This is a genomic window from Bradyrhizobium sp. LB13.1 (genome assembly GCF_054056815.1).
On the sequence record NZ_JBSRYQ010000001.1, the window covers coordinates 4,440,933 to 4,453,592 of the forward strand.

Annotated in this window: 13 protein-coding genes and 1 tRNA gene; all 14 read right to left on the reverse strand. The window is 62.6% G+C overall.

Annotated features, from left to right (window positions below):
- Nucleotides 1–27 precede the first annotated feature (27 nt).
- The 14 genes from ACVWYI_RS21095 to ACVWYI_RS21160 all read right to left on the reverse strand — a co-directional run bounded on the left by ACVWYI_RS21095 (nucleotide 28) and on the right by ACVWYI_RS21160 (nucleotide 12,618).
- Nucleotides 28–171 (reverse strand): hypothetical protein, encoded by a 144-nt coding sequence (locus tag ACVWYI_RS21095; RefSeq protein WP_456663090.1) that lies wholly within the window; start codon nucleotides 169–171, stop codon nucleotides 28–30.
- Between the two features lie 47 nt (nucleotides 172–218).
- Entirely contained in the window at nucleotides 219–776 is a 558-nt protein-coding gene (locus ACVWYI_RS21100) for an HK97 family phage prohead protease (RefSeq protein WP_456663091.1), read from the reverse strand.
- Nucleotides 763–945, reverse strand: coding sequence for a hypothetical protein (locus tag ACVWYI_RS21105; protein WP_456663092.1), 183 nt, complete (start codon nucleotides 943–945; stop codon nucleotides 763–765). The genes ACVWYI_RS21100 and ACVWYI_RS21105 overlap by 14 nt, the downstream gene beginning before the upstream one ends.
- Nucleotides 938–1,513 carry a hypothetical protein gene (locus tag ACVWYI_RS21110; RefSeq protein WP_456663093.1) on the reverse strand — a complete coding sequence of 192 codons (576 nt, stop codon included), beginning with the start codon at nucleotides 1,511–1,513 and terminating at the stop codon, nucleotides 938–940. Before ACVWYI_RS21110 ends, ACVWYI_RS21105 begins: the two co-directional genes overlap by 8 nt.
- Entirely contained in the window at nucleotides 1,514–2,011 is a 498-nt protein-coding gene (locus tag ACVWYI_RS21115; protein ID WP_456663094.1) for a hypothetical protein, read from the reverse strand.
- 214 nt (nucleotides 2,012–2,225) lie between these two features.
- The gene (locus ACVWYI_RS21120) at nucleotides 2,226–3,155 is read right to left on the reverse strand and encodes a hypothetical protein (protein WP_456663095.1); all 930 of its coding nucleotides are present in this window, start codon (nucleotides 3,153–3,155) and stop codon (nucleotides 2,226–2,228) included.
- Nucleotides 3,156–3,490: 335 nt separating this feature from the next.
- Nucleotides 3,491–4,111, reverse strand: a complete 621-nt coding sequence (locus ACVWYI_RS21125; RefSeq protein WP_456663096.1) for a hypothetical protein — start codon at nucleotides 4,109–4,111, stop codon at nucleotides 3,491–3,493.
- Nucleotides 4,112–5,058: 947 nt separating this feature from the next.
- Nucleotides 5,059–5,454: a hypothetical protein gene (locus ACVWYI_RS21130; protein WP_456663097.1), complete on the reverse strand. Its 396-nt coding sequence runs from the start codon at nucleotides 5,452–5,454 to the stop codon at nucleotides 5,059–5,061.
- Nucleotides 5,455–5,516: 62 nt separating this feature from the next.
- A complete protein-coding gene (locus tag ACVWYI_RS21135; RefSeq protein ID WP_456663098.1) occupies nucleotides 5,517–5,720 on the reverse strand; it encodes a helix-turn-helix transcriptional regulator in 204 nt (67 codons plus the stop codon).
- A gap of 164 nt (nucleotides 5,721–5,884) precedes the next feature.
- Nucleotides 5,885–7,021: a tyrosine-type recombinase/integrase gene (locus tag ACVWYI_RS21140; protein ID WP_456663099.1), complete on the reverse strand. Its 1,137-nt coding sequence runs from the start codon at nucleotides 7,019–7,021 to the stop codon at nucleotides 5,885–5,887.
- Between the two features lie 180 nt (nucleotides 7,022–7,201).
- Nucleotides 7,202–7,291 (reverse strand) — tRNA-Ser (locus tag ACVWYI_RS21145).
- 288 nt (nucleotides 7,292–7,579) lie between these two features.
- Nucleotides 7,580–7,903, reverse strand: a complete 324-nt coding sequence (locus tag ACVWYI_RS21150; protein WP_247343463.1) for a hypothetical protein — start codon at nucleotides 7,901–7,903, stop codon at nucleotides 7,580–7,582.
- A 238-nt stretch (nucleotides 7,904–8,141) separates the two neighbouring features.
- Nucleotides 8,142–9,992, reverse strand: coding sequence for a dihydroxy-acid dehydratase (ilvD, locus tag ACVWYI_RS21155; protein WP_247343467.1), 1,851 nt, complete (start codon nucleotides 9,990–9,992; stop codon nucleotides 8,142–8,144).
- 592 nt (nucleotides 9,993–10,584) lie between these two features.
- Nucleotides 10,585–12,618: an NAD(+) synthase gene (locus tag ACVWYI_RS21160; protein WP_456664558.1), complete on the reverse strand. Its 2,034-nt coding sequence runs from the start codon at nucleotides 12,616–12,618 to the stop codon at nucleotides 10,585–10,587.
- Nucleotides 12,619–12,660: the final 42 nt, after the last annotated feature.

Here is a 12,660-nt window from a genome sequence, read left to right on the forward strand (position 1 = left end):
ATGGTGAAAGAGATAATTGGTACCCCCCTATTCCCATTGCATGGGCGCAGGCGCGACGCGGCGCACGTCACGCACGCGCATCGCGGTCGTCATGCCCCTATCGTCCTCGAATAGCACGACGAGGCGCGGGCAATCGTCATCGCCAGCCACGCCGACAACGGTACATGGCACCCATTCTCGACCGCACTGAATCTCAGCGGCGAATGGTGCTATCGGGATCACAGCATGCCCCTAATCCGCATGGCTTCCCGCCGCGCTGCTATTCGCCGTTGGGCGTGTGCGTTGTTGTTGGCGCGCTGCGACACCCACGCTGCGGTTTTGTCGTAGGCGGGATTGGCCAAGATGGATATTTCCCTGAGATCAATTCGCAGGAGCGTGCGAATAGGCAAATCGCTATCGTCGCTCCATGACTCCTCGCGCACAGAAAAACCAAAACTGCAGCCGCGAACGTCGCGGCGCTTGACCGTTCCAAATATCTCCTGGCCGGAGGGCGTCGTCAGATCGGCGTCAAGCTCAAAAGCCAGCCCAATTCCGTTCTCGCTAAGCCGTAGCGACCCCGCCGATTGGCGTCCCAGGACCCGCGACCAATCATGGGCAACCAAGGCGAGTACATCGCCTTGCTTCAGTGTTTCAGAGAAAGCTCCGGGCGCAATCTTCTCAACGAAGAGCCCGGAGATGACCGCCGGTTCATTGAAAACCGCGGCATAGCCTTTTATCAGACCCTCGCCGGCTTCTGGTGCATCTGCGTTTCGTGTCTCGAAGTCAGCCTTTAGCAACCTTCGCCTCCGCCGCCTCAAGCCGGGCGATCCGCTTTTTATGTTTGGAGTTCTTTCGCAGTACGCGAGCGATGGCGAGCGGATCGGGGTCCGTCACGTTAAGCGGCTTGCCTCGGTAGAGGATTTTGCGACTTGGCTTCGCGTCGCGCCTATCTGCACGCTCAAACATTCCCGGCCCCCTTGCTTAGAGCCACCAACTGTCCATCGGTATGGTCGCCAAGAAATCCGATCGAGAGCGGGCCAAGCGACGTCCAAGAGACGTCCTCGGCCTCGAATTGCCATTTCAAATCGAGATATGCCATCCGGGCCTCATGCAGCGCTGATGCGGCCTTGGCTACCGCGGCACATCGGCGCCGATACTCGTCACGACATTGCGCAACCACAAGCCCGCTCGCCGCCGATTTGGCCTCCGTGATGCGTCGCCGCTGGATCTCAGTGGCGGCCTCGACATCGCCAGCCTGCCTGCGCAATTCCACAACGTTTTTGCGCAGTCCATGTGCTGAATCTGGCGCGTCGCCCAGAAGCGCGGCCACGCTGTCCGATAGCCGTTCGCCAGGCGCCGCGCGAGCGTCGCGAAGCTGCTTGTCGGCAGCATTGATTTCATCGCGCAGCACGGATTGCCGATTATGTAGCTCGGCAGATTTGGCCAACAGCGCCGCATACGTCTGGTCGGCTTCCGCCAAACTCGGGACGCGGAACTGTTCTGCAGCCGCGGTCTTTCTCAAAATTGAAGCCATTTAGGCAGTAACCTTTCCAAAGAGATCATCCAAAATATTCGCAATTGCTGACACCGGAATCGTCGTGGCCGTTCGGTGCCCGTCGCGCTTCCAGTGCGCGGCATTCTCGCCGGTCTGTCGAAAGCGGCGCATGGTGCCGCCGGGCCGCTCGATCACAACCTCTGGCCAAGAGCGGATAAATGTCAGAAATGACAATCTAGCGGTGGAATTGCCGCCGCGGGCGCACTCGACTTCCACCGCAATTGCCTCTGCAGCGGTGCGTGGAACGGAGTCGGGCGCATTGTCTGGAATGTCTGAGCCGGCGGGTGAGAGAGCCTCATAAACAGAGACTGATTTGTCTGCCAAACGAAGCTTAGGCGAAGTCGCAATACCAACGATCAGTCTGAGGGTGTCGTCTTCGTCCAAATCGGGTGCGCGGGCAGGCCCACCAGAAGGAATTGCGCCAGACTCGCTTAAGCGGCGCGCAACAGTGTTTGGCTCGCGCTGGATCGAACCCAAGGGAATCGATCGCTGCGAGCACGTCGGCGAGTTTCGCCACGTTCTCTTCTCCTTTATAAAAAATGTCGGCTGTGTTCGCAAAGTTCCGAGCCGGTACATCCGCGGCAATCGGAAAAAGACACCGGCCGAAGCCGGAGCCAAGGTGAGCACGTCGGCAGCGCTAGGCTGCTGCCTTCTATATAGATACGGATTGGCGCGGCGGTTTAGGGGCCGCTTACGCCACCTTCTGCAAAATATTTTCACCAACCAACGCGCGCAGTGCTGCGAATGCCTCGTTGACGAGAAACACGCCGCGACGTTCAGCATGCTTGCCGCTGTAGCCACGGCTCTCGCCTATCGCACGGGCGGTTGCGTCGCCAATCGCCAGATCAAGGATCTCGGCGTGGGGGCCAAGTGCCGCCCGTAGGGTTGTTTCCTCGGCGTTCCGCTCAAGCTGTTGGTCCATGAAGCACTCAATTGGCGCACCACTCCGGCCCGTTGAATGGCTCGACCCGGCAAGGAAGCCGGCGTTCTTCGCGATCGGCGCACCGGTCTGCACCAACCAACGCAGGTCACGCGGCGGCGGCGGTTTCCGGCTGCCCTTCTCCGCGCGAAGGCGCTCGATTGGTTTTAGCGGAACGCCGCGCGCCGTGCGGCCATAGCGGACAAGGCGGCCCTTGCGGAATACGAGATCGCCGATCCGGCTGGTGGTGCATGGCCGACTGACCTGCCGAACGTCGCGACGCTTGCCGTTCTGAACCGTGCAGACCACCGACACGCGCCCGGCGCCCTCGATGGCGCGCAGCATTTCATCAACCGAGGGGCGGCACTCCAGATCCTGTTCGCCTGGAGAGAATCCCATGTTCGCGGGCTCCTCGCCCTCATCAACGATGATCTCCGGCTCCGCGAAGACGTCCGGTGCCGGTGCAGATTGCAGATCGCGCCAATACTTCCATAACGGCACCGCGTCGGGCGCTACCCGGCCGATGCGCTCCAGCGTCGGTAGCTTTAGAAGGGGCTCGGGCTTGCGCTGCGGGCGCTGCACATAGGCGCGGCGGGCTGCCAGGCTGATGAAGCCGTCGGCGGTGACCAGGCCATTGTCGTTGGCTGGCGTGGGCTGCCATGCTGACAGAGCCGAGCGGTAATCTTGGTGTGCTGCGGGCATGTGCCCTCCGTTGACGTGCTGGCGGCCGGCTGCGCGGCCCTCTGGTGCTCTCGGCGCTAGGCCGATAAATCAAAAACAATCAAAAAAGTTACGCGTGGCTGGACCACTGGTTTGTTTGGTACCGGGGTCCAAGGGATGAGGACCACCCCAGGGGTAGGTCGAGGCTCTGCGCCGATTCCTCCTAACTACCGGTTGGGCACTCGCAGACGCGACGCCGCAGGTTTTCATTTTGTGTCACTGGCAAAATAATCCCGATATCTGCGGGATTTAGCGCGTGACTTGGCGGCCGGTTTCCGAGGACAAACGCCCAAGAGATTAGACCCACCCCTGCCCCGTCATGCAGCCTCCCTGTTAGGTGGGGCGGCAAACGTGCCGCGAGCTATCATGAAGGACGTACCGTGCAACTCGGCCGGGTCACCAATGGTGTCGACCCCGCAGGCGTAGGCAAGCCGCCGAAGGTGCTCCTGCCCCGCGTCCTGAATAGGAGCGTTGCTCCCCTCAACCAGGACGGCAACGCGCCCGTGGTCAGTCTGGAGAGCCATCCAGGTATCGCCGCCCCTTCTTTTCACCGCGGTTGACACCACGGTAAGCGGCACGCTGCGTGGCACACTGATTTCAATGGCTGCCCCGCTGAGTTTGCGGTCATGCTCGGCGGCCTCGGCTGCGTCAACGGTACTGGAGCGGCGCCTCCCCATGTCATCCTCCTCGGCTAGCTCTGGTGGCTCAGCCTTCGGTCTCACGCTGCGGTCGGCTTCGTCATATTTTTCAGCGGCCAGCCATTTTTCCAGCGGCATACGGCGCCGGCCTGGCTTTGCGCTTGCAGCCCACGCAGTAGCTCGGCTGACGATGTGGTTGACGTCGGGGCTGCTGATGGCTTCGAAGGCGAGCCTACTAGCCTGCTTATCGCCAAGCTTGCCGTAGGCTTTCCAGACGCGGTTGAAATCTATTCCCGCCACGGCCGGCGCCTCAGCGTCCGGCCCGCTGGCGGATACTCCATACATACCTGTCCTCGGGTCTGTCCCCGAGTCAGGTATGTGAGTCTTCGGCCCACATGCTGGGCCACTTGAGGCATGAACTGGCCCACCTGCTGGGCCAGTAGTGGCCCGCGTAGTGGGCCGGTTCTGTGAATCATCAAACCGGCCCGCCTGCTGGGCCAGTTCTGGAAACCGCCCTTGCTCCGCCAAATCGAGCACATTGAAGACGGGGATGTATCGGCTGGCGCTCTTGTTGCGCCCTCTACCCCGATAGGTGCGCACCACCCAACCTGTTTCCAGTAGCAATATGATTGCACGCGAAACCGCCGAACGTGACGGGCATTCTGCGCCATCAGGCGCGCGCTTCTTCATAACCGTGGCAACGTGTCGTTGCGAGAGCAAGGCATCGCCGTGTTCGTGGTGATACCAATTGATCAGAAATCGGTAGACCAGCCTTGACGTTTCCGACAGGCGAGGATCGAAGTCTACCAGCTGGGACATTCTCCCAACTGCCACTGGGCCAGTAGGGTCGCCGATCTTGTGCGTCCAATACGCGGGCGAGTCCGCGATCTTAGGCTGCGATGGATTCATCGGCCGGAAGCTCCATGAGGGCCGCGAAGGCCAGATCAGAAATTGCGCGATTGAATTGTTCACCGAACGCAGCAGTGCGCTCGCTGAAGGCGTTGGGCGCGACGGTCCAACAACGGCCGTTACCGCGCTGACGAAGGCCCAAATTGTACAAGCGCAAATGGTTGTTTAGTTCGAGGTCGAAACGCGCAATTGTGCTGCCGCCAGGAGGTGCCGGGCGGAGAGATAATATTCGCAATGTGGGATTCCCCTCTTAGGGGTTGCTCCTTCGGAGCGATGCTCTCGGCTAAGGGCCGATCGAGCGTTAGTGTTGGTGGGAAAAATTCTCCCACCAACAAGGTTTAGGCAGCCTCTGCGTCCGGCAGACGTAGGCGCTGCTCCTCTGGGAACATCTCAATCATTGTTTCCATCTTTGCCATTGCGTCTTCTAACTGCTCAATACCAAATCCGCCGGCTAGCTGGTCATCACGCGCCTCACTGAGAAGGCGAGCGGCCTTCTCCCGAAGTTGCAGAAATCGTAATGCACCACCGATACCCAAATCCGTCACGGTGTCGGATTCCAAATTCGACTCGGCAATCTGCATGAGCCGCTGCGCCTTCCGTTCCGGCACGCAGGCGCGCTTCAGGAACGGCAACCATTCGCCATGCCTGCAGTCCCCCTTCGCTGCCACCAGCAGGTGACCCGCTTCCAGGGCTTTCCCAACCGCGTCTTTATGTGCGGCATCGCTGGCAGCCATCAGATCGCGTACCGTCTCAGCGCGGTCGGCTAAGGCGTTGCTATCGAGTGTGGGCGCGCTGCTCACGCCGCCACCGCCTTGCGGGTGTTATCGTTCGCGACCTGCAGGCTGTCGCGCCATGCTTGCAGATGGTCCGCGTCCCACCTGACGCATCCAGGACCGAGTTGGAGAGGTTTGGGAAAAGTGTTTTCGCTGATTTTGCGGTAGACGGTCGAGCGCCCCAGGCCGGTGGCCTTGGTGACGTCGGTGAGTTTTAAGAGAAGCATGTCTGGGAAATCCCGCTTGACATTGCTTTGGGGCCGTCTATCATGAGGCTGCCGAACTAGACCCCATTCGTCCGCAGGGTTGATACTATGCCCTCGCCCGGCTGATTTGGCAAGTCGAATCCCGTACATTCCCATACTATTTTTAGGATTGATTAAGACTGTTGCTATCCAGCAACGGATGCCGCGCAGTACCGCGCCCAGCCCGCCATCAATTTGCGACGCTTCGTCAGCGCGGTGCGGCGCCGATAGGCTTGCTCGGTTTCATTGCCGACCTTGTGCGCTATCGCGGCCTCTGCCACTTCCCACGCAGCCTCGGTCTCATCGCCGGCCCAGTCTCGGAAAGTCGACCGCATACCGTGTGTGGATGATGGCGAGTCGGTGTGGCGCCTTATGCACTTGGTCAGGCTGACGTCTGAAACGGGCTGGAATGGCAACTGAGCCAGGGCCAGCGGCGTCAGCGGCGCGTAGTGCTCGCGTTCCGCCTTGGTGCGCCCGGCTGGGATTGTCCAGATGTCGTCCTTCACCTCGATATCCGAATTCATGTGGCGGGCCTCGCTGTATCGGCAGCCAGTCAGTACTATCCATCGCAACATGCGCGCGGCGTCGCTGGCATCGGCGGCAAGGGATTTCCAGAACCTCGGCATTTCCTCATACGGTAGGCTCGGGTGGTGCTTTACCGAACGCTTGCGGTTCTGCTTGGGCAGCAGGTGGCGAATAATGCCCAGAAGTGCTGGATTGTCGCCCGTGCTGAGGTCCTTTGCCTTGGCGGCGTCGAGGATCTTCTCTATGCGCCCACGGAGGCGCGCGGCCGTTTCTTTCTTTGTCATCCAAATCGGCGCGAGCACCTTCACGATGTCGTCTTTGGTGACGTCTGGGATGGGCGTGGCTCCGATCACGGGATAGGCGTAATCGCGGAGGGTGTTTTCCCATTGCTGCGCGTGCTTCGGATTTCGCCAGCCTGGCTTGTGCGTGGTGACATACTGCTTGGCGAATTCTTCGAACGTTATCGCCTTGGCGGCCTCAACCCGCACAGCGGCCCGCCTGGCGCTCCGTTCCTCGATCGGGTCTCTGCCAGCCACCAGTAGCTTGCGGGCCTGCTGAGCCACGTCGCGGGCCTCGGCAAGCGATATAGCGGAAGCCGGACCAAGGCCCATCTCGCGGGCCTTGCGTGTCACGGGCGACGTGAAGCGCAGCATCCAACTCTTACTGCCGCTCGCCGCCACGAACAGCCACAAGCCGTTGCCGTCGCCGAGCCGATCGCCGGGTTTAGCGTGCTCAACCTGTTTAACTGTGAGGCCCATTCGTCTTCCAAAAGTGTCCGCCTAATCCCACGGTCTTACCCACGATGAGGAGCCGGATTTATCGGGATTGGCCGGGACTGACTGGGATAAGAAAACCCCATTTCGCAGACTTTTTCAAGTCATTATCAATGGGTTGCGGGCAGCATTGGGACTAGCTGGGATCGTTCGGGAAATCGGAACTGGCGGAAGGGGTGGGATTCGAACCCACGGTACCCTTGCGGGCACGCCGGTTTTCAAGACCGGTGCCTTAAACCACTCGGCCACCCTTCCAAGTCCGGAATTGCTGTCGCTTAACGCAGTCGACGGTCCAAGGCAACGCGAAGTTGGCGCCCGACCCGAAACCCCCTCGCCCGCACACGATCTGTCAGGCGAGCGTCAGCCTGTTCCCTTAGCCTGTACGCCTCAGCCATCCGGACACTGGCGACATCTCCCAGGGCGTCGCCGGTTGCGAGGCCCGGTCTGGATTCATCTCCGTTTCCGGGCCTCGTTTGCTGCTCTCAAAAGCAAAACGGCGCCCCGTTGGGAGCGCCGCATGGAGTTCTTCGTTGCTGCCTCGGCTCAGTAGCCGCAGGAGGCGCAGCCCATCTGCACCGGGGCGTAATAGGAATAACCCGGCTGGACCATCTCGACGCGCTGGCGCGTGGCGTATTGCGGCGGGATGCGTTCGTACTGGACGCTCGGCGGCGCCACCATCACGGTCTGCGGCACCATCACGGTGCGGTACTGCGCCGGCGCGCGGTGCGCCACGACGGAGCCGGGCGAAACCATCACGGTCTCGTCGACGGTGCGGTATTGCGGCTGCACATATTGCTGCTGGTAGCAGGTCGTGCACGGCGGCGGCGTGTAGCAATTGTAGCAGCCGGCGGAAGCAGCAGTCGTCATGGAAATCGCAGCGACGACCGTCGAGAAAACGACAGCAAGAGTACGAGACATTATTGTGGTGCCCCAGTTGCCCAAAATGGATTTGCGAAGGTCGATGGCAGTATATGCCGCAAAACCTTGCTTTGCCGAAGTTCGTCGGGGCATCCTTAATGCGAACGGCCGGCTTTCGCCGGCCGTTCAGAACTTGTTGACCATGCGCGATGCGCGACGCTTGCGATCACGCCCGCGCAAGACGCTCCTACTTCGAGCGACGCTTGACCTCGCGCACCGCGCCACGCGCGGCGCTGGTGGTGAGTGCAGCGTAGGCCTGAAGCGCGGTCGAGACGTTGCGCTTGCGGCCCGTCGCCTGCCAGGCGGCATCGCCCTTCGCCTCTTCCGCGGCGCGGCGCTTGGCGAGCTCCTCGTCGGAGACCTCGAGGCTGATGCTACGGTTTGGGATGTCGATGGCGATGCGGTCGCCGGTCCGCACCAGACCGATGTTGCCGCCTTCGGCGGCTTCCGGTGACAGATGCCCGATCGACAGGCCCGACGAGCCGCCCGAGAAGCGTCCGTCGGTGACGAGCGCGCAGGCTTTGCCGAGACCCATCGATTTCAGGTAGCTGGTCGGATACAGCATCTCCTGCATGCCGGGGCCGCCGCGCGGGCCTTCGTAGATGATGACGACGATCTCGCCGGCAACGACCTTGCCGCCCAAAATGGCCTCGACGGATGCGTCCTGGCTCTCGAACACGCGCGCGGGACCGGAGAATTTCAGGATCGAGGCGTCGACGCCCGCGGTCTTCACGATGCAGCCGTCCTGCGCGAGATTACCGTAGAGCACGGCGAGGCCGCCATCCTTGCTGAAGGCGTGCTCGAGGTTGCGCACGACACCCTTCTCGCGGTCGGCATCGAGCTCGTCGTAACGGCGCTCCTGGCTGAAGGCGACCTGGGTCGGGATGCCGCCGGGCGAGGCGCGGAAGAAGGTGCGGACCGACTCGCTCTTCGAGCGCTTGATGTCCCAGCGCTCCAGCGCGTCTTTCATGGTCGGCGCGTGCACGGTCGAGACCGACGTGTCGATCAGGCCGGCGCGGTCGAGCTCGCCCAGGATGGCCATGATGCCGCCGGCGCGATGCACGTCCTCGACATGCACGTCGGCGACCGACGGCGCGACCTTGCAGAGCACAGGCACGCGGCGCGACAGCCGATCGATGTCCTGCATGGTGAACTCGACCTGCCCTTCATGGGCGGCGGCGAGCAGATGCAGCACGGTGTTGGTCGAGCCGCCCATCGCGATGTCCAGCGTCATCGCGTTCTCGAACGCCTTGAAGTTGGCGACATTGCGCGGCAGCACGGAGGCGTCGTCCTGCTCATAGTGGCGACGCACGATATCGACGATGGTGTGGCCAGCCTCGACGAACAGGCGCTTGCGGTCGGCGTGGGTTGCGACCACCGTGCCGTTGCCGGGCAGCGCAAGACCAAGTGCTTCAGTGAGGCAGTTCATCGAATTGGCCGTGAACATGCCCGAGCACGAGCCGCAGGTCGGGCACGCCGAGCGCTCGATCACCTTGACGTCCTCGTCGCTGACCTTGGAGTCGGCGGCGGCGACCATGGCGTCGATCAGGTCGACGGCCTTGGTCTTGCCCTGCAGCGTGACCTTGCCGGCCTCCATCGGTCCGCCCGAGACGAACACGGCAGGAATGTTGAGCCGCAGCGCCGCCATCAACATGCCGGGCGTGATCTTGTCGCAATTCGAGATGCAGACCATGCCGTCGGCACAATGGGCGTTGACCATGTACTCGACGCTGTCGGCGATCAGCTCGCGCGACGGCAGGCTGTAGAGCATGCCGTCATGGCCCATGGCGATGCCGTCGTCGACGGCGATGGTGTTGAACTCCTTGGCGACGCCGCCGGCCTGCTCGATCTCGCGCGCGACGAGCTGGCCGAGGTCCTTGAGGTGGACGTGGCCGGGCACGAACTGGGTGAAGGAGTTGACGACCGCGATGATCGGCTTGCCGAAATCGCCATCCTTCATGCCCGTCGCGCGCCAGAGGCCGCGAGCGCCCGCCATGTTGCGGCCGTGAGTGGTGGTACGGGAGCGATAGGCTGGCATGGCGGTTTCCGTCCTCGGTTTGGCTGGCCGGGCGAGAAAAATGGAAGCCGCCTCAGGCCTTTCCCGGCCGGATAGCGCACGGAATGGGCCGGCGCAACGGTAACTTGGGCCTGACAGGGCCGGATCGGCCTTTCGCAGGCCTCCCCTGCTCCCGGCGCGGTCTATTGGAGGGTCGGATCGAGGCGGTCGCGCAATCAGTCGCCAATTGCGGAGACCGCCAGCGTGGTCGAGACGATCAGGGGCGAGACGATGTCGGGCAGGATATGCCGGAGGGAAGACGCATGCATCCGCGCGCGGAATCACGCGCGTTCGTCTCCGTAGTGATCCGGAATGGAGTCCTATTCAGATGTCGCGTACATCGCGTGACATCGATCGGCGGCCTTACAAGGGCATCACCCTCTGATCGCGCTACATGGGGTTGGGGGACCGCATGGGGCGGGGGATCAAAGGCTGGGGCAAGGTTACGAGGTCCGGACTCCTAGGCACTCCGGACCTCGGGACTTTCTAGATTGAACGCGATTTCGCGCCGCCGGCCTCATGAGCCGCGCGGCGCGATTTCGTTTTGGGCAGCTGCACGGTCAGACCTTGCCGATCAGTTCGGCACATTCCGTTCGAGATCTTCAAGCCACGCCGCCGCGCTGGAATCCGACGGCGCGCGCCAGTCGCCGCGCGGCGACAAAGAGCCGCCGGCCGAGACCTTCGGCCCGTTCGGCATCGCCGATCGCTTGAACTGGCTGAAGGCAAAGAAGCGGCGCAGGAACACCTCCAGCCAGCGGCGGATCTCCTTGAGATCATAGGCCTTGCGCTTATCGGTCGGAAATGCCGGCGGCCATTCGCCCTCAGCGACGTCCTTCCATGCCTGCAGCGCCATGAAGGCGATCTTGGACGGCCGCATGCCAAAGCGCAGCGTGTAGAACAGGTTGAAATCCTGGAGCTCGTAGGGACCGACGGAGGCTTCCGTGCTCTGTGCCTTCTCGCCGGGCTGGACCGGAACCAGCTCGGGCGAGATCTCGCCCGACAGGATCGAGGCAAGCGTCCGGTTGACGTCGTCGCTGAACTGTTTTGAGGCGATCACCCAGCGGATCAGGTGCTGGATCAGCGTCTTCGGCACCCCGGCGTTGACGTTATAATGCGCCATCTGGTCGCCGACGCCGTAGGTGCACCAGCCCAGCGCGAGCTCCGAGAGATCGCCGGTGCCGATCACGATGCCGCCGTGATGGTTGGCGAGCCGGAACAAATAGTCCGTGCGCAGGCCCGCCTGCACGTTCTCAAAGGTGATGTCGTAGACCTTCTCGCCCTTGCCGAAGGGATGGCCGATGTCCTTCAGCATCTGCGTCGCGGTGGTGCGGATGTCGAGTTCCTGCCAACTCGTCTGCAACGCCTTCATCAGCGCCAGCGCATTGGTCTTGCTCTCGCTGCCCGTGGCAAAACCCGGCATGGTGTAGGCAAGGATGTTCTCGCGCGGCAGGCCAAGGAGATCGACGGCCTTGGCCGCAACGATCAGCGCATGGGTCGAATCGAGCCCGCCCGAGACGCCGATGACGACGCGCTTGGTGCCGGTGGCGCGCATGCGCTGGACGAGGCCGGCGACCTGAATGTTGTAGGCCTCATAGCAGTCCTGCTCGAGCAGGCTCTCGTCGCTCGGCACGAACGGAAAGCGCTCGATCTTGCGCAGGAAGCCGATGTCGGCGGCCGGCGGCTGCAGGGCAAAGGTGATCCTTCGGAAGAAAGCTTCGCGCTGGCGGCGATTGTCGTCGAACGTGCCCATCGAGGCGCGCTCCTGCCTGAGCAGGTCGAGATCGACGTCGGCCAACGTGATCTGGCCGCCCTGGCGGAACCGCTCGCCCTCGGCCAGCAGCACGCCGTTCTCGTAGATCGAGGTCTGGCCGTCCCAGGCGAGATCCGTGGTCGATTCCCCTGCCCCCGCGGCGGAATAAACGTAGGCCGCGAGGCAGCGCGTCGAGGTGGATTGGCACAGCAACGCGCGCGAACGGGCACGACCGATCGTGATCGGACTGCCCGAGAGATTGACAAGAACGCTTGCGCCCGCAAGCGCGAGCTCGGAGGCCGGCGTCACCGGGATCCACATGTCCTCGCAGATCTCGACACCGATCGTCAGGGCCGGGACGTCCTCGGCCGCGAACAGGAGATCGACGCCGAACGGGGCATGCAGCCCGCCAAACGCGATCGTCTCGCCGACAATGCCGGCGCCGGAGGCGAAATGCCGCCCCTCATAGAATTCGCGATAAGTCGGCAGGTAGCTCTTGGGCACGACGCCGAGGACGTTGCCGCGATGGATGACGACCGCGCAATTGTAGATGCGATGGCCAAAGCGCAGCGGCGCGCCGACGATCAGCGCGGTCATCAGCGCCGAGGAGGCCTGGACGATCGCGGCAAGTCCGCGCTCGACCGCATCGAGCAGCGGATCCTGCTTGACCAGGTCTTCGATCGCATAGCCGGACAGGCACAGCTCGGGAAATACGGCAACCGCCACCGACTGCTCGTGGCAGTCCTGCGCGGCCGCCATGATGGCCTTTGCGTTGGCCGAGGGATCCGCCACATGCGAGGTGGTGACGCAGGCCGCCACGCGCGCAAATCCGTGGGCATAGATCGAGTGGAAACTCATCGAGCTCAGCACTTTCAATTCAATCTCTCTGCGGCCGGCCGC